Origin of the sequence: Amycolatopsis sp. NPDC051102, from assembly GCF_040682815.1 — a bacterium.
In the GTDB taxonomy this organism is placed as follows: domain Bacteria; phylum Actinomycetota; class Actinomycetes; order Mycobacteriales; family Pseudonocardiaceae; genus Amycolatopsis.
The window spans coordinates 721764-745610 of the sequence record NZ_JBFBBT010000001.1; the positions used below are offsets into that span (position 1 = coordinate 721764).

Below are 23847 nucleotides of genomic sequence, written 5' to 3' on the forward strand. Positions count from 1 at the left end.
TCAACGTGCTGCCTCCTTCAGGTGCGCACCGGCCGTCGAAGTGGCCCGGCCGGGCGCGGTCAGGGTGGCCCGGACGGCGCGGAGCACGTTGTGCTCCTGGTCGAACAGGGCGAAGTGCCCGCCGGGCAGGGTGATGCGGGTGAATCGGCCCGTGGTGTGCCGTCCCCAGGCGATCAGGGCGCCCGGCGGTGCCGCGGGGTCGTGCAGCCCGCCGATCGCGGTGATCGGGGCGAGCACCGTCGCGGCGGGGTCCGGGGTGTGTGCCTCGGCGGCCTCGTAGTCGGCTCGCAGGGCCGGGGTGACGAGGTCGACGAGATCGGGGTGGGCCAGGACGTCGGGGTCCAGGCCGCCGAGGCGGCGGACGTGGGCGACGAAGGCTTCGTCGTCGAGGGCGGCGACCGGCGGCTCGGTGGTGCGCCAAGGCGCCGCCCCGGAGACGAACACGTGCTGCGGCCGCGCGCCGCCGGCTTCCAGGCGCCGGGCGAGTGCGAAGGCGAGCAGGCCGCCGAAACTGTGGCCCAGCACCGCGAACGGCCGGTCGAGGTGCGGCCCGGCGGCGTCGGCGAGCGCGTCGACGATGTCCGGGACGCGGCGCAGCGGCGGCTCGGCGACGCGGCGCTCGTGGCCGGGCAGGCAGACGCCGAAGACGTCGATCCCGGGCAGCCGGCCCGCCCAGCGCAGGTAGCGGGCCGGCCCGGATCCGGCGTGGGGCAGGCAGAACAGGCGGACGTCGCCGCCGCCGGCCGGCTCCGCGGCGCGGCGCAGCCAGGGACCGGTGGGTTCGGTGATCATGAGGGCACCCCGCTCGCGCTCAGTTCGGGCACCATGCCCTGCCGGACCAGGAAGGCGACGGTCTTGGCGACGTAGTCGACGTCGATGGCCGGGAAGCCGGCGTCGCCGCCGAGGCCGGACAGCGTGTTGCCGATCTCGACGACGTCCGGGTCGCCGGTCATCGGGCCGTCGATGGACAGCAGGGCCGCCAGGCCGTCCAGCCGGCCGGCGGTGCGGCGGGCCAGCTGCACCCGCCACTGCGCGTACGGCACGGTGTCGAACCGGTACCCGGTCCGGGTGAGGTGTTCGTGGATCGACTCCATGGGCGCCACCTGCGGGTTGTAGAACTGGTGCACCGGGTTGGGCCGGGGCGCCAGGCGGGACAGCCGGACGATCGCCGCGGACACCAGGTCCACCGGCAGCACGTGCAGCGGGATCGGGGTGTCCTCGGGCATCAGGCCGGCGATCAGGCTGCCGGCCAGGCACAGCGCCAGCTGGTCGCGCACGCCGACCGCGCCGGTGCCGGTGGCGCCGGTGATCAGCCAGGGCCGGTACACCCCCACCGGCAGGCCGCGCCGCCCGGCTTCCAGGACGAGGTGCTCGCCGGTCTTCTTGCTGAGCACGTAGCCGTCGGAGGTGCCGGCTTCCAGCGGCCCTGGCTGCTCGGGCAGCACGTCGCCGACGCGCATGTCGATGGTCGAGATGTAGTGCACCGGCGTCGGCCGTCCGGTGCAGGCCAGCCGCAGGATTTCGGTGGTGCCGACGACGTTCGGGGCGCGCAGCACGCGGTAGGGGAGGATGAAGTTCATGTGCGCGGCACAGTGGTAGATGACGTCGAGGCGGTCGGCCAAGGCCGCGAACCCGGCCTCGTCCAGCCCGAAGCGGGGCAGTGTGAGGTCGCCGGGCAGGACGGTCAGTTTCGCCGGGTCGACGTCGTCCTGGTCGTAGCCGGCCAGGTTCGCCGCCAGCCGTTCGGCGGGATCTTCGCCGCGGACCAGGCACACGACCTCCGTGGCGCCGTGGCGCAGGAGCTCGGCGATCATGTGGCCGCCGAGGAACCCGGTGCCGCCGGTGAGCAGGACGCAGCCGAGGCCGCCGTCCGGGGGTGCGGGCCGTGGTGGCCCGGACGGGGCGATGCCGGGGGGCAGCTGCTCGTCGGACAGCGCCATGGCCATGGCGCTGTCCGGGGCGCCCGGGCCCTCCGGGTCTTCGAGGGCGGCGGCGAGCGCGGCGACGGTGGAGCTGGTGAACAGCGTCTTCAGCGGCACCGGCATCCCCACGGCCTCGGGCAGGGCGACGATCAGGCGTGCCGCGGTGAGGGAAGTGCCGCCGGCGTCGAAGAAGTCGTCGTGGATGCCGATGTCGCGGCGGTCCAGTGCGGTGCCGAAGCAGTCGAGGATCGCCCGCTCCAGGTGGGTGCGCGGCCGGGCGGCGCCTTCGTAGCCGCTGGTGCGCTGCGCGGTGACGGCGAGCAGTGCTTCGGGCGTGTCCGGCAGCTCGGGCACGCCGAGGCAGCGGCCGGGCAGCAGCGCTGCGGGCAGCTCGGCCGCCAGATAAGCGTCCACATCGGACACCACGGCCGGGGCGTGCACGGCGACGGTCTCACCGGCCGGGGTGGTGACGGCGGCCGCGGCGGTGACGTCCGGATGGGCGCGCAGGACCGCTTCGAGCTCGGCCAGGTCCGGCGGGTCGAGCAGTTCGACGCGGCCGTCGATCACGCGGGCGGTGCGCCCGGTCCGCAGGCGGCGCGCGCCGCCGGGTGCGGGAGTCAGGAGCTCGGCGGTCCGGGCGGCACCGGCGATGTGGTGCAGCGGTTCGGCGGTCCCGGAGAACCAGAGCTCGCCGCGGGCACCGGGCAGCGCCGGGCGGCCGGTGAAATCGGTGATCCCGGCCGCGGGGGTGGTGCCGGTGAGGGCGCGCAGCGGAAAGACCAGATCCCGGCTCAGCTGAGCCGGAACGAGCGCTTCCCGGCCTGTTTCGCCGAGCCGACCGGACTCGGGCGGCAGGCCCTCGTCCGGCGGCGCGATCACCCGGACCGGCAGGTCCCCCAGATCCTCGCGGTCGGTGACGAGCACCGTCGCCGGACCGAGGTGACGAGCCAGGTACGCGGGCGGCGCGGTGGCATCCAGCTCGAGGAAGAGCCCACCCCGCCCGCACGCCGCCTGGCGGGCGGCGGCGCGGCGGACGTCGTCGCGGACGCAGATCGCGACCGGGCCGGCCAGCTCGCCGGTGACCTCGACCGGCTCGAGCGAGGCGATCCCGAGTACCTCGGCGGCGATCCGGCGGGCTTCGCCGGTCCGGACCTCGGCGGTCTCGGGCAGTCCCGCCCCGATCGGCAGTTCGGACAGCCGGACGCCGAGGTCCTCGCCCATCGCGGTGAGCACCGCGACGACGTCCTCGAGGATCCCTTCGGCGGTCGCCGCCTCGAACAACGCCGTGGCGTAGACCAGGTTCAGCCGGAACCCCTCGGGTGCCAGCTGGGCGTCCAGCGTCAGGTCGTAACTGGCCACGCCGCCGGAGACCGGCGCGGGGACGAGCGTCGCCCCTTCGACGTCGACCTCGCCCGACAGTCCGTCCTGCACCGCCAGCAGCACCTGCGCCAGCGGCGCGCGGCCCAGGTCGCGGGGCGGGTCGAGTTCGGTGACCAGGTGCTCGAACGGCAGGTCCTGGTGGGCGTAGCCGGCCAGGCAGGTGCGGCGCACGCGAGCCAGCAGGTCACGCACGGCCGGGTCGCCCGCCGCGTCCGCGGGCAGCGCCAGCATGTTGATGAAACAGCCGAGCAGGTCGGCGGTTTCCGGCCGGGTGCGGCCCGAGACGGGCGTCCCGACCAGGAACGCGGCCTGCCCGGAGCGGCGGGCCAGCACGGCCTGGTAGGCGGTCAGCAGCAGCATGAACGGCGTCGCGCCTTCGGCCCGCGCCGCGCCGACCAGTGCCGCGGCCAGGGCCGGCCCGATTTCCCGCGACACCATCGCGCCGCCGAAGTCCTGCTCCGCCGGACGCGGGTGGTCGGTCGGCAGATCCAGCACCCGCGGGACGCCGGCCAGCGCCTGCTTCCAGTACGCGAGCTGCTCGTCCAAGCCGCTTTCGGCCAGCGTTTCCCGTTGCCAGACGGCGAAGTCGGCGTACTGGATCGGCAGCTCGGGCAGCTCCGGCGCCGACCCGCGCACCTCGGCCCGGTACAGCTCGGCCAGGTCGCGGACCAGCAGGTCGGCCGACCAGCCGTCGCAGGCGGTGTGGTGCAGCACGAGCAGCAGCAGCCCTTCGCCGTCGGCGATCCGCACCAGCCCGGTCCGCAGCAGCGGTCCTTCCCGCAGGTCGAACGACGACCGCGCCTGCCGCTCCGCGACGGCTTCGGCCGCGGCCCGCGCCTGCTCGACCGGCAGGCCGCCGAGGTCGGCCAGCCGCAGCACCGGCGGTCTCTCCGGCGCGACGAGCTGCACCGGCGCGGTCCCGTCGTGGTCGAACCGGGTCCGCAGCACCTCGTGCCGCTCGGTCAGCGCGGTCAGCGCGCGGTCCAGCGCGGCGGCGTCGAGCCGGCCGCGGACCCGCAGCGCGGCGGTGATGGTGAACGCGGCGCTGCCCGGATCGAGCTGGTCCAGGAACCAGATCCGTTCCTGGGCGAAGGACAGCGGGAACACGTCCTCGGCGGTGGCGTCGGGCACGGCCGGGCTTTGCAGTGTGGTCATGACGGCTTTCCCCCGAGATGAGCGGGCGGTGCGGGGCGGGCCCGGCGGTGCTGCCGGGTGATGGCGGTGGTCCGGCCGGCGGCGCGCAGCAGCCGGGCGATCCCCGAGACCGTGGGTTCGACGAAGACGTCCCGCAGCCGCAGTTCGCACCCGAACCGTTCGCGCAGCCGGGCGGCGATGCGCGCGGCCTGCAGCGAGTTGCCGCCGAGGACGAAGAAGTCGTCGTCGGCGCCGACCGCGCCGGTGCCGAGGACCTCGGCCCAGACCTCGGCGACGGCCGCTTCGAAGGCGTCGCCCGGCGCCGCGGCCGGGCCGGTCCGCCGCCGCGGCGCGGGGTCGGGCAGCGCCGCGCGGTCGACCTTGGCGTTGTCGCCGAGCGGCATTGCGGTCAGGACCACGACGTCGGCCGGGACCATGTAGTCCGGCAGCCGGCCGCGCAACCGGCGACGCAGGTCCGCCGGATCGAGGGCCGTCCCGGGCGCGGGCACGGCGTAGCCGATCAGCCGGGCGTCGGCGCCGCGGCCGCGCAGCACGGCCGCGGCCTGGCGCACGTCCGGTTCGGCGGCCAGCGCGGCCTCGATTTCGCCGAGCTCGACCCGGAAGCCGCGGATCTTGATCTGGTCGTCGGCGCGGCCCCGGAACTCCAGCAGGCCGTCGGGGCCGTGCCGGACCACGTCGCCGGTGCGGTAGAGCCGCGCGCCTTCCCGGCCGGAGAACGGGTCCGGCACGAACGCCGCGGCGGTCTCCGCAGGCCGGCCGAGGTAGCCGCGGCCGAGGGAGCAGCCGCCGACGTGCAGCTCGCCCCAGACCCCGGGCGGGACGGGCCGGCCGTGGCGGTCCAGGACGTAGAGCTCCACCAGCGGCATCGGCACGCCGAGCGGCACCCGGCTGCGGGACTGGGCGCGCTTGCAGGTCCAGCCGGTGACGGCGATCGCGGTCTCGGTGGGGCCGTACATGTGCAGCAGGTCCGCGGAACCGTGGGCGAAGAACGCCTCCTGCGTGGCGACCGGCAGCGTCTCGGCGCCGCACATGACGTACCGCAGCGAGGCCGGGAAGCCCGTGCCGGCCGCGTCGAGCACCTCCACCGCGAGTTCGAGCATGGACGGCACGAAGTGGGTGATGGTGATCCCGGCGTCCGCGATCAGCTCGACCAGGTAGTCGGGGTCGCGCTGGCTGCCGGGCTTGGCCAGGACCAGCTCGGCGCCGGCCAGCAGCGGCCAGAACACCTCCTTGACGGCGACGTCGAAGGTGGTCGTGGTCTTGTGCAGCATCCGGTCCGCCGCGTCCAGCGGCCAGTCCTGCTGCATCCACAGCAGGTTGTTGGCGATGGCGCGGTGTTCGATCTGCACGCCCTTGGGCTTGCCGGTGGACCCGGAGGTGTAGACGACGTAGGCGAGGTGGCCCGGCGTGACGGCCACCGACGGCGGCCGGGCGTCCTCGGTCCACCCGGCGCGGTCGACGTGGACGCGGCCGGGTTCCGGCGGCAGCACGCGGTCGCCGTCGGCGTCGGTGACGACCAGGCGCGCCCCGGCGTCGGCGAGGATGTCCGCCAGCCGCGCGGCGGGCTGCGCCGGGTCGAGCGGCAGAAACCCGGCGCCGGCCTTGAGGATCGCGTACTGCGCGACGACGGCGTCCAGGCTGCGCGGCAAGGCAACGCCGACGACGTCGTCGGGCCGCACGTCCCGGCGGACGAGGTACCGGGCGAGCCGGTTGGCGCGGTCCTCCAGCTCGGCGTAGGTGAGCGAGGGGCGGGGCCGGCCGGGTTCGGTGGCCAGGGAAACCGCCACCGCATCGGGGGTCGCGGCGGCCTGGGCCTCGACGAGGGTGTGCAGGCACACCTGCGGGTCGTAGCCGGCGGGCACCCGGTTGAAGTCGCGCAGCCAGGTCCGTTCCTCGGCCGGGCTCAGCGCGCCGATGGCCGACAGCGGCCGGTCGGGGCCGTCGGTGAACTCCCGCAGGGTCCGCAGGTAGTGCTCGGCGAACCGGGTCATCAGCGGTTCCTGGTAGACGTCGGTGTCGTACTCCAGGCCGCCGTCGATGCCGCCGGGGGTGTCGAGCAGGTTCAGGACGACGTCGAACTTGGCGGTGCGGTTCGGTACGGGCACGCCTTCGACGGCCAGGCCGGGCAGCTCCGGCAGCGCGCCCGCGGCGTTGTTCAGCGCGATCATCACCTGGAACAGCGGGCTGCGGGCCGGGTCGCGCTGCGGCGCCATCGCGTCCACCAGGGTTTCGAACGCGACGTCGGGGGCGGCGTAGGCGTCCAGGCAGGCCCGGCGGACGCGGGCCAGCAGCTCGCGCACGGTCGGGTCGCCGCCGGTGCCGGCGCGCACCACGAGGGTCTCGGCGAACAGGCCGACGACGTCGGCGGTGCCGGGGGCGGTGCGCTGGGCGGCGGGGGTGCCGATCAGCAGGTCCTCCTGGCCGCTGAACCGGGTCAGGGTGGCGGCGAACGCGGCCAGCAGCACCATGAATTCGGTCACGCCGGCGTCCCGGGCCAGCGCGCGGACCCGCTCGGTGAGCCCGGTGCCGGCGGCCAGCGGCAGGGTGCGGCCGTGGTGGCGGCGCTCGGGTGGCCGCGGCCGGTCGGCGGGCAGTTCCAGGGTGTGCGGGGCACCGGCGAGCTCTTCGCAGCGGCGGGTGAGCTGACCCGCGGCGCGGGCGGCGCGGCTGCGTTGCCAGGCGGCGTAATCGCTGTGCCGCAGCGCGGGTTCCGGCAGTTCGGTGCCGGCGTAGGCGGCCGCGAGGTCGCGGGCCAGTACCGACACCGACCAGCCGTCGGCGACGATGTGGTGCAGGACCAGGACGAGCACGTGGTCGAGCGGGGACACCCGCAGGAGGGTGGCGCGGAACGGCGGTTCGCCCTCGGCCAGGCGGAACGGCCGGGTGGCCGCGGCGGCGGCCAGGTCGGCCGCGCGGTCCGCGGCGCCGGGGACGCCGGTGAGGTCGACGATCCGCAGCGCGGCCGCCGCGGCCTCGGCGGCCGGGAGGTGGCGCTGGGTGCCGCGGCCGCCGGCGTCCTCGAACACCGTCCGCAGCGCGGGGTGCCGGGTGACCAGGCTGCCGAGGGCCCGGCGCAGCGCGGGGACGTCGAGCGGGCCGGTGACCCGGGCCGCGACCGGGACGTTGTAGGCCGGGGACTCGGGGGCGTATTCGGCGAGGAACCACAGGCGTTCCTGCGCCGAGGACAGCGGGAACGGGCCGTCGCCGGGCTGCACCGGGATCGGGTCGGCGGGCCCGGCCGTCCGGGCCCGCGCCCACTCGGCGAGCGCCGCCGGGCTGGGGTGCTCGAACACGGCCGGCACCGGGATTTCCAGGCCGAGGGCGGCGGACAGGCGGGTCGCGGCGCGGGCGGCGTCGAGCGAATGGCCGCCGGCGGCGAAGAAGTCGTCGCCGGCGGACAGGGGTCGGCCGAGGACGTCGGACCAGGTCTCGGCGACGACGGCTTCCAGCCCGTCGCGCGGGCCGAGGTCCGCGGTGGCGGCCGCCTGCCGGATCGGGCGCGCGGCTAGCGCGGCGCGGTCGAGTTTCCCGTGCGGTGTCAACGGGAACTCGCTCAGCGGGAGCAGCAGGTCGGGGATCAGGTAGCTGGGCAGCAGGGTGCTCAGGTGGGCCTTCAGCACGGCGGGATCGACGTGCCCGCCGGCCGCCGGATCGGGGAGGTAGTAGCCGACGAGCCGGCCTTCGCGGGCGACGACCGCCGCGGCCGGCACGCCGGGGTGCGCGGTGAGGGCGGCTTCGGCCTCGGCGGGTTCGACGCGGTGGCCGCGGATCTTCAGCTGCGCGTCCGCGCGCCCGAGGTGCCGCAACCGTCCACTGTGGTCGAAACGGGCGAGGTCGCCGGTGCGGTACCGGCGTTCGCCGCCGTCGCCGGGGACGAACCGCTCGGCGGTGGCGGCCGGGCGGGCGGCGTAGCCGAGGGCCAAGCCGGCGCCGGAGAGCCGGATTTCGCCGACCGCGCCGACGGGGACCCGGGCCCCGGTGGGGGTCGTCAGTTCGAGGGTGGTGCCGGGGATCGGCCGGCCGATGCCGATGACCCCGGAGTCGTCGACGCGCTCGACGGTCGACCACACGGTCGTCTCGGTCGGGCCGTAGAGGTTCCACACCTCGGCGCCGTGCGCCCGGAGTTCGGCCGCCAGGTCGGCGGGGAGCGCCTCGCCGCCGCACAGCGCGCGGAAGCCCGGCCAGGGCCGCCACCCGGCGTCGAGGAGCAGCCGCCAGGTGGCCGGGGTGCCCTGGAGCACGTCGCAGTCGGCGGCCTCCAGCAACCGGGCGAGCGCGACGCCGTCGTGCGTGGTCGCCGGCTCGGCGAGCGTGACGCAGGCGCCGCGGGTGAGTGGGCCGAAGAGCTCGAGGGCGGCGATGTCGAAGGTGAACGGCGTGACGGCGACCAGGCGGTTGCGCGCGGACAGGCCGGGCTCGTGGCCGGTCATCGCGGCCAGGAACGCGGTCAGCGCGGAGTGGGGGACGGTGACGCCCTTGGGTTCGCCGGTGCTGCCGGAGGTGAACAGGATGTAGGCGGGGCTGTCTACTTCGGACAGTGTTGGCGGTGCGGGGTCGCCGGCCGGCTCGCCGTCGACGGGCAGCACCGGCGCGAACGTGATGCGCCCGGCCGATTCCGCGTCCGCCAGCACGACGGCGAGGCCGGCGATCTCCGCCATCCGCGCCAGCCGGGCCTCGGGGGCCGCCGGATCCAGCGGCACGTACGCGGCACCGGCGAGCCCGCAGCCGAGCAGGGCCGCGACCGTCGACGCGGACCGCCCGGCGCAGATCCCGACCGCGGCCCCCGATTCGACGCCCGCCGAGCGCAGCCGCGCGGCGATGTCCACGGCGGCTTGCCACAGCTGCCCGTAGGTCCGCACCGAGCCGTCTTCGGCGGCGATCGCGGGCCGGTCCGGATCGGTCGCGGCGATCCGCGCGACCGCGGCCGGCACCGGTTCTCCCGCCAGGGGCGCGGATCCGCCGCCCCAGGTGCGCAACCGGTCCGCGTCGGTGTCCGTCAGGACGGTCTCGAGCACGACGTCCGGATCCGCGGTCATCGCCGTCAGGAGCTCGGCGAAGTGCCCGAGCACCCCGGACACGGTCTCGGGGTCGAACAACGCCGTGTCGTACTCGGCGAACCCGCCGATGCCGCCGTCGTCGCCGTCGGCGAGCCACAGCGCCAGGTCGAACCGCGCGACCGGCAGCTCGGCGGCCAGGTGCCGCACCCGCAGGCCCGGCAGGGCCAGCCGGGGCGGGGTGTTCGTGTTCAGCGCCAGCATGGTCTGCACCACCGGGTTGCGGGACAGGTCCCGCTCCGGCGTCAGCGCTTCCACGAGCTTTTCGAACGGCAGGTCTTGGTGCGCGAAGGCCGCCAGGCACGTCCGGCGCACCCGCGCCAGCAGTTCCCGGGCGGTCGGCTCGCCGGACAGGTCGGCACGCAGCACCACCGTGTTGGCGAAGCTGCCCACCGTGCGCTCGACGTCCGGGTGCGGGCGGCCGGCGACCGGCGTCCCGAACAGGACGTCGTGCTGCCCGCTGTAGGCCGACACCGTGGCGGCGAACGCCGCCGACAGCACCATGAACTCGGTGCAGCCGGCCGACGCGGCCAGCGTCCTGATCCGGGCGGCCGTCCCGGCCGGGATCGTGACCGGCACCGAAGCGCCGCCGAACGCCTGCCGCGGCGGGCGCGGGCGGTCGGCCGGCAGCTCCAGGACGAGCGGTGCACCGTCCAAAGCGGAGCGCCAGAAGCCGGTGAGGGCGTCCAGGGCCGTCCCGGACAGCCGGTTCCGTTGCCAGTGCGCGAAATCGCCGTACTGGACGACGGGCCCGGCGTCCGCCTCACCCGCGTACGCCGCGCTCAGCTCCTCGGCGAGGATCGCCACCGACCGGCCGTCCGCGGCGATGTGGTGGACCACGACGGAGAGCACGTGCTCCTGCTCGCCGACGCGGGCCAGCAGCGCCCGGACGGGGACGTCGTGCGCCAGGTCGAACGGCTGCCGCGCCAGGTCGTGCCGCAGGTGCCCGGCCGGATCGTCGACGTACTGCAGCGCGGCCGGCGCGGCGGGAACGGCGAACAGCCCTTCGGCACGTTCTTCGATCACCGAACGCAGCGCTTCGTGGCGCGCCATCACCGTGTCCCACGCGGCGGCCAGCCGGGCGGTGTCCAGCGCTCCGGTGATCCGGACGGAAAGGGGCAGGTGGTACGCCGGGGAGCCCGGGTCCAGGCGCGCGAGGAACCACAGCCGTTCCTGGGCGTGGGACAGCGGCGCCGGACGCGGTCCCGGCTCGATCGCCCCGGCCGCCGGTGCCGGTGCGGCGGTCGCCACGACGTCCGCCAGCGCGGCGAGCGTCGTGCGGGTGAACACCTCGGCCAGGCCGACGTCGGCGCCGAGCCGCGCGGCCAGCCGGGAAACCAGGCGCGAGGCGAGCAGGGAGTGGCCGCCCAGGTCGAAGAAGTCGTCGCCGGGACCGATCGCGGCGGGGTCGAGGTCCAGCAGTTCCGCCCAGATCCGGGCGACGGCGTCCTCGGTCCCGGTCCGCGGGCGCCCGTCGCCGGCGTGCTCGGCCCACTGCGGTGCGGGCAGCCGGGCCGCGTCGAGCTTGCCGTTGCGGGTCGACGGAAGGGTGTCGACGGCCGTCAGCGAGGCCGGGACCAGGTAGGACGGCAGCGCCGATGCCAGCCAGGAACGCAGTTCGGCGACGTCGCCGGTGACGACGTACGCGGCCAGCCGGTTGTCCGTGGGGGAGAGGCGGTGCGCGACCACCGCGGCCGCGGTGACCGCGGGGTGCCGCGTGAGCACGGCCTCGACCTCGCCCGGCTCGACGCGGTGGCCGCGGATCTTGACCTGCGCGTCGACGCGGCCCCGGAACAGCAGCGTGCCGTCGCCGAGCCGGCGGGCCAGGTCGCCGGTGCGGTACCAGCGGCCGCCGTCCGGTGCGGGCACGAACCGCTCGGCCGTCTGGGCCGGGTGCCCGGTGTAGCCGCGGGCCAGCCCGGGGCCGCCCAGCCACACCTCGCCGACCGCGCCGGGCGGGACCGGGTAGCCGTCGGCGTCACGCAGCACCACCCGGCTGCCGTTGACCGCGCGCCCGATCGGGACGCTCGGCAGGGCGCCGAGACCGGGGTCCACTTCGGACACGGGATGCGCGGTGACGCAGGTGGTGGCTTCGGCCGGTCCGTAGCCGTTGATCACGGTGAGGCCGGGCGCGGCCGCCAGGGCCCGCCGGACGTGCGGCACCGACAGCGCTTCGCCGCCGATCAGCACGGTCCGCAGCCCGCGCAGCGCGGCCGGGTCTTCGTCGACGATCGCGTGGAACAGCGCGGTGGCCAGCACGGCGGCGGTGACGCCGTGCGTCCGGACGGCCGTGCCGATCGCCGCGGCGGTGAAGGCGAGTTCGGGGTGCACCACGCCGCGGGCGCCGTGCAGCAGCGTGCCCCAGATCTCCCAGGTGGCGGCGTCGAAGGACACCGACGACAGCCAGAGCAGCGTCCGGTCCGGGCCCAGGCCGCTGTAGTCACCGGGCCGGACGAGGTCGACGACGCCGCGGTGGGTGAGGGCGACGGCTTTGGGGCGGCCGGTGGAGCCGGACGTGAAGATCTGGGCGGCCAGGGTGTCCGGGTGCACGGGGGTTTCGAGCGCGGTCTCGGGCTGGCCGGCCCAGGCCTCGGGCCGGTCGATGAGCAGCGTGCCGGTCGCGGCGAGGAATTCCGGCGACGGCGACGCGGTGATCGCGTGGGCGATCCCGGCGTCGGCGAGCATGCGGTCCAGGCGCTCGCGGGGCTGGCCGGCGTCGAGCGGGACGTAGTGACCGCCGGCCTTCACCACGGCCAGGCAGGCGACGGCGAAGTCCGCGGACCGCGGCAGGCACACGCCGACCGGGGTTTCCGGGCCGACGCCGCGGTCGCGCAGGGCACGGGCGATCCGGTTGGTGAGCCGGTCCAGGTCGCGGTAGCCGAGGGTGCGGTCGCCGTCGACGATCGCCGGGGCGTCCGGGTTCGCGGTGACCGCGGCGGCGAACCGGTCGACGACGGTTCCGGCGTCCGGCGCCGGCGTGGTGTGCTCGGCCGGGTCCGGAACCAGTTGCAGGGCGCCGAGGGGCCGGTCCGGATCGGCCGTCGCTTCGGTCAGGAGCGCGGTGAAGCAGGCGGCGAGGGAGCCGACGGTGGCGGCGTCGAACAGATCGGCGCGGTACTCCCACGCGATGCGCAGGGTGTCGCCGTCCTCCTCGATCAGGCAGCCGAGGTCGAACTTGGCGTCGGCGGCGTCGAGGGGCACGGCTTCGGCGCGCAGTCCGGCGAACAGCCCGGAGACGTCGAGGCGGGGCTGCAGGGTGAGCCCGACGTCGAACAGCGGTGCGCGACCCGGGAGCCGCTTCGCGCCGGCCTCCGCGATGATGCGCTCCAGCGGTGCGGCCTGGTGGGTGAGGGCCTCGCGGGTGCGGTTGCGGACCTGGTCCAGCAGCGCCGCGAAACCGGTGTCGGCGGCGCAGAAGGTGCGCAGCGGCAACGTGTTGACAAAGCAGCCGACCAGTGCGGCGGTCTCGCTCCGGATGCGGCCGGAGACCGGGACGCCGATGATCAGGTCGCGGGCACCCGTGAAGCGGTGCAGGACGGCCGTCAGTCCGGCGTGCAGCACGGTGAACACCGTGGTCCGGGTGGCGCGGGCGTGGGCTCGGAGCTGCCGGGTGAGGTCGGGCGGGAGCACGCTGCGGTGCGTCGCGGCCGGCCCGGCTTCGGCCGGCGGACGCGGGTGGTCGGCCGGGAGGTCCAGCGGTTCGGGCGGGTCCGCGAGGACGCGCCGCCAGTAGCCGGCCGCCGCGTCGGCCTGCGCGCGGGCGTCGGCGCCGGCTTCCCAGACCGCGTAGTCGCCGCACTGGATCGGAAGGGGCGCGCGGTCGTCCTGTCCGGCGCGATAGGCCGCGGCCAGGTCGGTCAGCAGGATCGGCAGCGACCAGGCGTCGGCGGCGATGTGGTGCACGGCGATCAGGAGCAGGTGCTCGCCGAGGGCGACCGGCCACAGGATCGCCCGCACCGGCGGGGCGGCCGCCAGGTCGAACGGCTCCGTGACGGCCATGCGCAGCGCGTCCGCCGGGGTGACGCCGTTGGGTTCCCGGATCTCCAGCCGGAGGCTTGCCTCGGCGTGGACGCGCTGCACCGGAACCCCGTCCACGGCGGGGAAAACGGTGCGCAACGCCTCGTGGCGGGTGGCCACCGCGGTGAGGGCACGCTGCAGCGCGGGCACGTCCAGCTCGCCGTGCAGGCGCAGGGCGGCCGGCATCGTGTAGCGCGAGCTGTCGGGCGCCAGCTGGTGGAGCAGCCAGATGCGGCGCTGGGCGGCGGTCGCCGGGAACGTCGTGCTGCCGCGCCCGGCTTCGGCGTGCAGGCGCTCGGCCAGCCTGCGCTGGGGAACGGACAGGTCGGTCATGCTCCACTCACCTCGTCGGTCAGCAGCCGGACGACGTCGTCGGGCAGCGCGGCGATGCGCGCGGCCAGTGCGGCGGGGTCCTCGTGGGCGCGGGGCAGGGCGGTGATCGGTGCGACCGGCGCCGCCACCGAGGGCAGGGCTTCGACGAGCGCGGCGACGGTGGGGTGGCTGAACAGCGCGACGACGGGCACGTCGAGCCCGAGCGCCCCGCCGATCTGCAGCGCGGCCTGCGCCGCCAGCAACGAGTGCGCCCCGAGGTCGAAGAAGTCGTTGTGCCGTCCGACGGCGCGGCCGCCGAGCAGCTTGCCGACGATGCCGGCGACGGTGCGTTCGCGGTCGCCGTCCGGTGGCTCGAAGCCGTGCCCGCGGACGGACTCCGGCAGCGGCAGCGCGCGGCGGTCGAGCTTGCCGTTGACGGTGACCGGCCAGCCGTCGAGGACGACGACGGCCGAGGGCACCATCGGGGCCGGGAGCAGGGTCCGGAGGCGGGCCCGGAGGTCGGCCGGGACGGCGGGACCGGCCGGCACGACGTACCCGACCAGCACCGGCTGCCCGCCGATCCGCCGCACCGTCACCAGCGCCGACGCCACTTCCGGCTGTGCGGCCAGTGCGGCCTGCACCTCGCCGAGCTCGATCCGCACGCCGCGCAGCTTCACCTGCTGGTCGCGGCGGCCCAGGAACCGGAGGAACCCGTCCGGCCGGTACCGCACGACGTCCCCGGTGCGGTACATCCGGGCGCCCGGCCGGTCGGCGAACGGGTCCGGCACGAACGCCTCCGCGGTGGCGGCGGGCCGCCCGAGGTAGCCGCGGGCGAGGCCGGCGCCGCCGACGAACAGCTCGCCCGGCACGCCGGCCGGGACCGCCCGGCCCGCGGCGTCCAGCACCCGGACCGGGCAGTTGCGCACCGCACGGCCGATCGGCACCATGCCGGAACCGGCGCCGTCCGGGTCGAGCTCGTGCACGGTCGCGAAGATCGTGGCCTCGGTCGGGCCGTAGCCGTTGATCACCGACAGTCCCGGTGACGCGGCGGCGATGCGGCGCAGCAGCGGTTCGGGCGTCGGCTCGACGCTCACCACGAGCTTCCGCAGCGCCAGCTGCGAGACCTTTGCCTCCAACGCGGTCAGCGCGAACGGCGGGACGTAGGCGTGCGTGATCCCGCGCTCGGCGAGCCAGCCGACGTACCGCTCGGCGTGCGGCCGCACCGCGGCGGGCACCACGTCGACGGTGGCCCCCGCCCGCAACGCTCCGAAGATCTCGAACACGGAGACGTCGAAGCCGCCGCTGGTCCACCACGCGCAGACGTCCCCCGCTTCGCACGCCAGCGCGTCGAGCAGGTTGACGACACCGGTGTGGGTGACGCAGACCCCCTTCGGCTCGCCGGTGGAGCCCGACGTGTACATGACGTACGCGGCGTTGTCCGGACGCGCGACCTGGCGCGGCGCTTCGAGCTCGGAAGCGGGCTCGACCCAGTCCACAGTGGACACACCGCGGTCGATGGCCCGCGCCAGGCCGGCCGCTTCCGGGGCCGGGCCGACGAGCAGGCTGATCCCCGCGTCGCGGGCGAGCGCCACGAGCCGCGCGGTGGGGTGGTCGGTGTCCAGGGGCACGTAGGCCGCCCCGGCCTTGAGCACCGCGAGGGCCGCCACGACGAACTCGGCCGAGCGGTCGGCCAGCACCCCGATCCGGTCCTCCGGACCGGCGCCGAGCTCGCGCAGCCGGGCGGCGAGGGTGTCGCTCCAGCGCGTCAGACGGCCGTAGGAGACCGCACGGTCGCCGTCGCGGACCGCGGTGGCGTGCGGATCCTGGCGATCGACGGCTTCGTGGAAGAGCTCGCCGGCGATCGCGGTGCGCGGCGCGTTCCAGCCGGTTTCGACGGCGGTGCGTTCGGCGGGCAGCAGCAGGTCGATCCCCGCCGCCGTGGTCGCCGGGTCCGCGACGACCCGGCCGAGCAGCGCGGCGAAGTGCCCGGTGAACCGGACCGCGGTGTCGGTGTCCCAGAGCGCGGTGTCGTAGGTGAGGCCGCAGCGCAGCGTTTCGCCCGTGCGAACGAGCTCCAGGGACACGTCGAGCTGCGCGCCGGTGACCGCGACCGGCCGCGGGGTGAACCGGAGGCCGCCGGCGTCGACGGAACCGGCGTCGAGCAGCAGCGCGGACAGCGGGTCGCCGGCCGGGGCCTGCTGCAAGGCGAACAACGTCTGGAACAGCGGGCTGCGGCCGGGGTCCCGGTCGGGGTGGGCGATCTCGACCAGCCGGGGCAACGGGATCCGCTGCCCGGACAGGGCCTCCCGCACGCGGGCGGCGACGTGCCGGACCGTGTCGAGGAACGTGGCGCCGGCGGTGAGCTCGCACCGCACCGGCACCACGTTGACGGCGAGCCCGAGCACGCCGGCGGTCTCCCCGGTCAGCCGTCCCGGCGCCGGCGCGCCGACGACGAGGTCGGTGGCGCCGGTGTAGGCGTGCAGGAGCCAGGCGTAGGCGGCGAGCAGCACGGCGTAGGGGGAGACGTGCTCCGCGGCGGCGAGCGCGTCGACCGCACGGGCCGTTTCCGGCGGCAGGTCCTGCAGGTGCCGGGCGCCACCGAACCCCTGGACCGCGGGCCGCGGCCGGTCGGTGGGCAGGTCGAGCGGTTCCGGCGGGTCGGCCAGGCGGTGGCCCCAGCGTTCGTGCGCCCGGCGGGCCTCCGCGGTGGCCAGGTAGGTGCGTTCGGCCCGGACCGCGGCGGCCATGTCCGGCGCGCCGCCGGCGTCCGGCGGACCTTCGAACAGCTCGCGGAGCAACGCCGTCAGCGACCACAGGTCCGCGGCGATGTGGTGGACGGCGAGCGCCAGCACGTGCCGGTCCGCCGACAGCCGCCAGTGGCGGATCCGCCACAACGGCCCGGCTTCCAGGTCGAAGGGCGCGTCGGCCATCGCCTGGACCACACTGTCCACCCGGGACAGCGGCCACCCGGCCGCGTCGATCGACGCCCAGTCCACAGAGGACTCGCCGACGATCCGGTACGGCTCGCCGTCGCGGACGCCGAAGCGGGTGCGCAGGGCAGCGTGGCGGGCGATCGCGGTGTCCAGGGCGGCGGCGAAGCGGTGTTCGTCGAAGGGACCGGTGACGTCGACGGCGTGGCCGATGTGGTACGCCGTGGACTCCGGGGCCAGGCGGTGCAGGAACCACATCGCGCGCTCGCCCTCGGTCAGCGCATCGGTGGCGCCGGTGGCCGCCGTGGCCTCGACCGCGGTCGCCGAGCCGGCGAGGGTCCGCAGGTCGGCGCCCGCCATCAGGTCCGGCAGGTGCAGCCGGAGGCCCGCCGCTTCGGCCCGCACCGCGAGTTCCGCGGCCTTGACCGAGTCGAGCCCGAGCGCCGCCAGCGGCACGTCGAGGTCGAGGCTCGCCAGGCCCAGCACCGCCGCGGCCCGCTCCCGCAGCCCTTCGGCGACCACGTCGCCGTCGTCGAACCGCACCGGCAGCTCGCCGGCCGCCAGCGCCCGCCGGCACTCGGAGCGCCGCACCTTCCCGCTCGACGTCTTCGGCAGGCCGCCCTTGCCCAGCAGCACGACGCGGCTCACGGCGACGCCGTGCTCGGCCAGCACCGCCGTCCGCACGGCGTCCGCGATCGCGGGCAGCGGCAGCGGTTTCGGGCCCTGCACCTCGTGCACGACGGCCAGCCGCTCTTCGCCGCCGGCCTCGACGGCGATCGCGGCGCCGCAGCCCGGCCGCAGCGCTGGGTGCGCGCCCGCCGCCGTCAGCTCGACGTCGTCCGGGGCGACGTTGCGGCCGCGGACGATGATCAGATCCTTGTGCCGCCCGGTGACGTACAGCGCCCCGCCGTGCCGGAAGCCCAGGTCGCCGGTGCGGACCCGGCCGCCGCCGAACACCTCGGCGTCGCGGCCGCCCCAGTACCCGGCGGCGACCGACGGCCCGGAGACGGTGATCTCGCCGATCGTCCCGTCGCCGACCGGCGAACCGCTGTCCGGGTCGATGATCGCGACCCCGCCGTCGGCGGGTGGCGTCCCGCAGGACACCAGCTGCCGCACGGGAGCGCCGTCGGCGGGCGGCAGCGCGCGGCCGGTGGCGAGGGCGTCGGCCGAGAACGCCGTGACGTCGGGGTCGGCGTCGAAGCGCACGCCGGTGACCATGAGGGTGGCCTCGGCCAGTCCGTAGCACGGGAAGTACGCCCGCCGGCGGAAGCCCGCGACGGCGAAGGCGTCGGCGAAGGCGTCCAAAGTGGCCGGACGCACCTGCTCGGCGCCGGTGAAGGCCACCGTCCACCGGCTCAGGTCCATGGCCTCGCGCTGCTCCGGCGTCGTCTTGCGCACCGCGAGGTCGTAGGCGAAGTTCGGGCCGCCGCTGGTGGTCGCGCCGTAGTCGGAGACGGCACGCAGCCAGCGCGCCGGTTCGCGCAGGAAGCTCAGCGGCGACATCAGCGTCACCGGGAAGCCGGCGAACACCGGCTGCAGGATCCCGCCGATCAGCCCCATGTCGTGGTACGGCGGCAGCCAGATCACGCCGCGGCTGGCCGCGGTGTGCCCGAACCGGTCGCGGATGAAGGCCGAGTTGTGCAGCAGGTTCGCGTGGGTGATCACGACGCCCTTGGGCTGCCCGGTGGAGCCCGACGTGTACTGCAGGAACGCGATCCGGTCCGCGTTGTGCCGCACGGGCTCGTGCCCGGTCACGGCCGCCGCGGCGTCGGTGGCGAGCCACGCCGCGGTCACCCCGGCCTCGCGCAGCACCGGTTCGAGCAGGGCACGGGCCGGCTCCAGGAACGCGGTCCCGGTCAGCACGGCGGCCGGGGCGGCGTCGGCGGCGATCCCGGTCAGGCGGGCGGCCTGGCGCTTGTCGAGCGGGGGATAGGCGGGTACGGCGATGATCCCGGCGTACAGGCAGCCGAAGAACCCGGCGACGTAGTCGAGCCCCGGCGGGTACAGCAGCAGTGCCCGCGCCCCGGCCCGGCAGCTTCCGGTGAGGATCGCGGCGATGGCGCGCGCCCGCGCGTCCAGTTCGGCGTAGGTGATTTCGACGGCGTTCCCGTCGTCACCGAGGAACGTCAGGGCTTCGCGGGCCGGCTGCTCGGCGCAGCGGCGGGCGAGCAGCTCGGCGAGGGTTTCCGGGGTCGTCACAGGGACCTCAAGGTGTTGAGACGGGACCGTTCCAGCTGTTCCAGCACCCCGACGGCCTTGGCCGAGCTCGACGCGCTCATGCGCAGGCTGACGACGTGGTCGCCGTCGAACCGGGCGCAGACGCGCTTGTGGGCGTCGTAGGTGCCTTCGACGGCGGTGATGAACTCTTCGCGCCGCGCGACCAGCGGCCCGGTCAGGGTGGGGAACACCTCGCGCAGTTCGCGGAAGCGGCGGATGAGCAGGTCGTGGTCTTCGGACATGACCCCGGACAGCCCGACGGGCAGGTGCGGCGGCGCCATCGCCGGCCGGACGGCGCCGCCGTAGTCGCCGGCCGGGAAGTCGGAGGCGAACCGCATGGCGTCGCGGGACGCGGACATGGTGGCGGTCGCGAAGGCCAGCGCCTCGCCGGCCTCGTCGAGCCGGCCGGCGTTGAGCGCGGCCTGGAAGCAGCCCAGCCCGAGCACGATGGCCTGGATCAACGGGAAGAACACGTGGTGGCCGCTGCGCCAGCGCCGGTGCGGATCCAGCGCGGCCGTCCCGGCCGGCGCCGGGGCGGGCCGCGGTTCGCCGAGGGGCAGGCCGAGGGCGTAGGCGATGGTGGCCTCGATGCCGTGCCGCAGCCGTCCCCACTGCTCGTCGTCCAGCGTGGTGCCGCACCGGGTGGCTTCGCGCAGGATCGTGCGGTAGCCGACGAGCGCGCAGTGCGCGAACAGCTCGGTCGCGGCGTCCGTGGCGCGGAAGACGCCGAAGAACCCGTCGTGCACGGCGAAGTGCTGTTCCTTGCGGGACAGGACACCGGTGAACGCGGACCGGTCCAGCTTGGTCCCGGCCGGCCGCACCGGCACGGCCGCCAGCCGGTCCAGCAGCTCGGCGTCACCGAGGGCCCGGGTGGCGACGAGGGGCCCGAGTTCGGCGACCGCGTCGGTGACCGGCGTGGCGCGCAGGGAGCCGGTGTCGGCGGGGAGGAAGGCCGGGCGCAGCATGACGAGCTTCATGACGCGGCCTCCGCGACGTCCGGCAGGGCGGCCCGGTCGAGCTTGCCGTTCGCGTGCCGCGGCAGGGCCGCCAGCCGCACGATCCGGGACGGCAGGAACGAGGCCGGCAGCCGCGGGGCGAGGTGGGCGCGGACGGCCGTGTCCGACAGCTGCCCTCCGGGCACCAGGCTGAGGTAGGCGACCAGGACCGGCTCGCCGGCCGCGGTGCGCAGGGCGGCGGCGGCCTCGGCGACGTCCGGGTGGGCGCGCAGCGCCGCCTCGACCTCGCCCAGCTCCACGCGGTGGCCGCGGACCTTGACCTGGGAGTCCGCCCGGCCGTGGAACTCCAGGGCCCCGCGCTCGGTCCGGCGGACCAGGTCGCCCGTGCGGTACATCCGGGCCCCGGGCACCGCCGGGTCGGGCAGGAAGCGTTCGGCGGTCAGGCCGGGCCGCAGCTGGTAGCCGCGGGCGACGTTGCCGCCGCCGAGGAACAGCTCCCCGACTTCGCCGTCGGCGACCGGGGCGAGGTCGTCGCCGAGCACGTGGGCGTGCGCGCCGGCGATGGCGTGCCCGATCGGCACGCGGCCGTCCGGGACGTCGTCGCGGATCAGGTGCGTCACGGCCCAGACCGCGACCTCGGTCGGGCCGTAGTTGTTCTCCAGCAGGCACTCCGGCAGCAGGGCGCGGTGCCGGGCGGCCAGCGACGGCGGCAGCACCTCGCCGCCGACGATCGCGCAGCGCAGGCTGGCCAGCGGGGCCGGGTCGGTGCCGAGGACCAGGTCGTAGAGCGCGGGGGTGCAGTCGAGGTGCGTGGCCCCGTACAGCTGGACCAGCTCGCGCAGCCGTCCCGGGTCGCGGTGGTCGCCGTCGGCCGGGATGATCAGCGCGCCGCCGCTGGTCAGCGTCCACCACAGGCCGACGCCGGAGGCGTCGAAGGAGAACGAGATCGGCAGCAGGAACGCCTCGGGCCACGGCCGGTCGGGCACGCGCTGGGCGAGCGTGGCCAGGGCGAGCTGCCGGTGGGTGACCATGACGCCCTTGGGCGTGCCGGTCGAGCCGGAGGTGTAGAGCACGTAGGCGAGGTTGTCCGGCGTGGCTTCGTGGACCGGCGGCTCGCCGGCCAGCTGCCCCGCGCCGTCGGCCGCGACCAGGCGGCGCGGGCCGACCGGAATCTGGCCGAGCAGCCGGCCCGGGGCGACGACCACGTCGACCCCCGACTCGTCCAGCATCAGGACCGTCCGCTCTTCCGGCAGCGCGGGATCGACGGGCACGTAAGCGGCCCCGGCCTTGAGCACGCCCAGCAGCGCGACGACGGTGTCGGCGCTGCGGTCGGCGACGACGCCGACCCGGTGCTCCGGCCGGACGCCCTCCGCGCGCAGGGTGCGGGCCAGGTGGTTGGCGCGCCGGTCCAGCGTGCGGTAGTCGAGGACGTCTTCGCCGGCGATGACGGCGACCGCCGTCGGCGTCTTCGCCGCCTGCTGCTCGAACTGCCGGTGGACGAAGCCGTGGACGTCGGCGGCCGGCTCGGTGTCGTCGGGGAACGCGTGGGTGAGCGGGCACGTCTCGTACATCGCCCCGCCGTCGGCGTCGCTGATGTAGTACTGCTTCCACTCGAAGTTCGACGGGTCGCCGTAGTCCCCCATGAACGGGTGCGGTTCGATCGAGTCCCACGCCGCGAGCCGCTCGCGGATCCGCCGCCGCGCGACCATCCCGGCCGGGCTGCCGCCTTCGATGCCCGCGAAGACGTTGCGCGGCTGGAACAGCATGACCAGGCCGGCCCCGAGGTTGCGGCTGCGGCGGGCGACGTGCGTCGGGGCCGCGGCGAAGACGAACATCGGGACGCCGTGGAACGAAAACTCCCAGCGGCTGTGTTCCGGCGCCGTCGGGATCTCGTCGGGCCACGGCCGGTCGTCGGTGTCGCACAGCCGGCGTAGCACGGTCCAGAACCGCCGGCCGTGCTCGGCGTGGCCGGCGCCGGGCTCGGGGGCGAAGAAGGCGGCCAGCGCCATCCGGCGGTGGGCGAACGGCCGGGTGGCGTCCAGGAAGGCGACGAGGTCGTCGCGCATCGCGGACAGGTCGCCGTCCTCGCCGACCCAGGTGCCGAACAGCTCGCCCAGGTGCAGCGCGTTGCGGCCGAAGTGACACGGGTACTCCGCGTGCCCGACGTCGGTGCGGAACACCTCCGCGGCCTCGACCAGCCACGCCGGGGCGTCCTGCGGCAGGTCGGCCCGGTCGGCGCGGAACAGCCGCTTGCCGGGGATTTCGGGCAGCAGCACGCCGGCGGTCCGCTCAGCCATAGCGCTGGTCCAGGTCGGCGGTGATCACGGGCTGGTGGTAGACGCACTCGCCGGACAGCACGACCGAGCCGTGCAGGCGGTGCTTCGGGATGAACAGCTTGTCGCCGGCGCGGAACTTGTGCATGCCGGAGAAGCAGTTCCAGAACTCCATCTCGCCGCTTTCGATGACCAGCAGCCGGTCGTCGTCGTGCACGTGGGTGGTGGAGCACTCCTCCCAGGACTCGACGAAGGTGTCCAGGGCGACCGGGATGTGGTGCTCGTCGATGGCGGCCTGCAGCCGTTCGGCCTTGGCCCGGTAGACCTCGGCGCTGTCGATCCAGCGCAGCTGCGTGGTCAGGTCGTCGTGGTGGACGTCCAGCAGGAGCGCGTATTCCCGCGCGCCGCGGTCGAAGGCGGCCAGTGCCGGCGGGCCGAAGCGGTGGGACAGTGGTTCGAGGACGGTGCGGGTGATCGCTTCGACGGTCGCGGCGGTCTCCGCCGCCGGGGCGGTGCGGGCCAGCGCGGCTTCGGTGCGCGCGGAGTCCGCCGGGCCGGCGAGTCCGGCCAGCCGGGCGCCGTGGCCGCCGATCAACGCCAGTGAGTCCAGGGTGCGCACGCACATGGCGCCGAGGAACGCGAAGACCTGGCCGGGATCGCGGGCCGTGCCGCTCAGGTAGTTCATCGCGGCCAAAGTGGACGGAAGGTAGTACTGGTAGTAGCGGTGCGGCTCGAGGCCGAACCCGCACGCGTCCAGGACCGCACCCAGGACGTCGTCGATCGGGTGCGCCTCGCGGCGCGCGCCGGTGATGGCCGGGGTTCCGGTGCCGCCCGGGCTCGGGACCATCGCGGGACTGACCCGCAGCGGGGCGTTGAGGGTGCCGGCCAGCAGCTGCACCGCCGTCATCTTCGCGGCCTCGTCGGCGGCCTTGGCCCCGGCGACCAGGCCGACGACCTCTTCGGCGGCACTGCCTCGCCGCTCGGCGAGGTCGGTCAGCAGGCTCCGCAGCCCGGCGACGTCCGGTTCGGGCCGGTCGGCGACCTGCTCGGCGACGGCTTCCCGGACGAAGCCGAACAGGTGCTCCTCCAGCAGGGGCCGCACGAGCTCGCCCAGGACGCGGTTGCGTTCGCCGTAGAACAGCGCGTGTTCCGCCCACCGCTCGGGTGTCATGTTCGCGGCGTACATCGGCTTGGCGGTGTCGTGGATGTTCAGCAGCATGCGGTGCCCGATGAGGGCGGACAGCTGCGAGGCGTCGGCGCGCCCGAAGGGGCGGTCGAACCGCAGGAAACTGAGGTCCTCGGGCCGCACGGGACGGCGATAGGGGTTGTCGTCGATCTCGAGTTCTTCGAACCGCGCGCTGCGGAAAAGCGGATTGGCGCAGTAGGCGCTCAGGTAGTCGGAGAGCTCGCCGCCGGAGAATTCGGCGGGCAGCTCCGCGGAGTAGTCGCCGGGCTTCGTCTTGAGAATCAGGGTCACGGTGTCCCCCTTGCGATGTCTGCGGAAGGTTGCCCGTTCACGCCCCGGCGGCGGCTCGCCCCCGGCACGAAAGGTATGTTCACCAGCGCTTACGTTGGACAGCAAGGGTTTGCCCACTAGTGGACAACATCGGCGGACAGGCCGGTGTTGTCCA

Annotated in this window: 7 protein-coding genes; all 7 read right to left on the reverse strand. The window is 75.4% G+C overall.

Annotated features, from left to right (window positions below; translation table 11 throughout):
* From AB0M93_RS03120 to AB0M93_RS03150, 7 genes are read right to left on the reverse strand one after another with little or no spacing between them, the layout of a single operon-like run.
* Nucleotides 1-792 (reverse strand): alpha/beta fold hydrolase, encoded by a 792-nt coding sequence (locus AB0M93_RS03120; protein WP_364267798.1) that lies wholly within the window; start codon nucleotides 790-792, stop codon nucleotides 1-3.
* Nucleotides 789-4457 (reverse strand): thioester reductase domain-containing protein, encoded by a 3669-nt coding sequence (locus tag AB0M93_RS03125; protein ID WP_364267800.1) that lies wholly within the window; start codon nucleotides 4455-4457, stop codon nucleotides 789-791. The genes AB0M93_RS03120 and AB0M93_RS03125 overlap by 4 nt, the downstream gene beginning before the upstream one ends.
* On the reverse strand, nucleotides 4454-13861 hold the full coding sequence (locus AB0M93_RS03130) for an amino acid adenylation domain-containing protein (RefSeq protein WP_364267802.1): 9408 nt from the start codon (nucleotides 13859-13861) through the stop codon (nucleotides 4454-4456). Before AB0M93_RS03130 ends, AB0M93_RS03125 begins: the two co-directional genes overlap by 4 nt.
* Nucleotides 13858-18969 carry an amino acid adenylation domain-containing protein gene (locus AB0M93_RS03135; RefSeq protein ID WP_364267804.1) on the reverse strand — a complete coding sequence of 1704 codons (5112 nt, stop codon included), beginning with the start codon at nucleotides 18967-18969 and terminating at the stop codon, nucleotides 13858-13860. The genes AB0M93_RS03130 and AB0M93_RS03135 overlap by 4 nt, the downstream gene beginning before the upstream one ends.
* The gene (locus AB0M93_RS03140; RefSeq protein ID WP_364267807.1) at nucleotides 18966-19964 is read right to left on the reverse strand and encodes a hypothetical protein; all 999 of its coding nucleotides are present in this window, start codon (nucleotides 19962-19964) and stop codon (nucleotides 18966-18968) included. The genes AB0M93_RS03135 and AB0M93_RS03140 overlap by 4 nt, the downstream gene beginning before the upstream one ends.
* On the reverse strand, nucleotides 19961-22240 hold the full coding sequence (locus AB0M93_RS03145) for an amino acid adenylation domain-containing protein (protein ID WP_364267810.1): 2280 nt from the start codon (nucleotides 22238-22240) through the stop codon (nucleotides 19961-19963). Before AB0M93_RS03145 ends, AB0M93_RS03140 begins: the two co-directional genes overlap by 4 nt.
* Nucleotides 22233-23693: a hypothetical protein gene (locus tag AB0M93_RS03150; RefSeq protein ID WP_364267812.1), complete on the reverse strand. Its 1461-nt coding sequence runs from the start codon at nucleotides 23691-23693 to the stop codon at nucleotides 22233-22235. Before AB0M93_RS03150 ends, AB0M93_RS03145 begins: the two co-directional genes overlap by 8 nt.
* Between the last annotated feature and the right edge of the window lie 154 nt (nucleotides 23694-23847).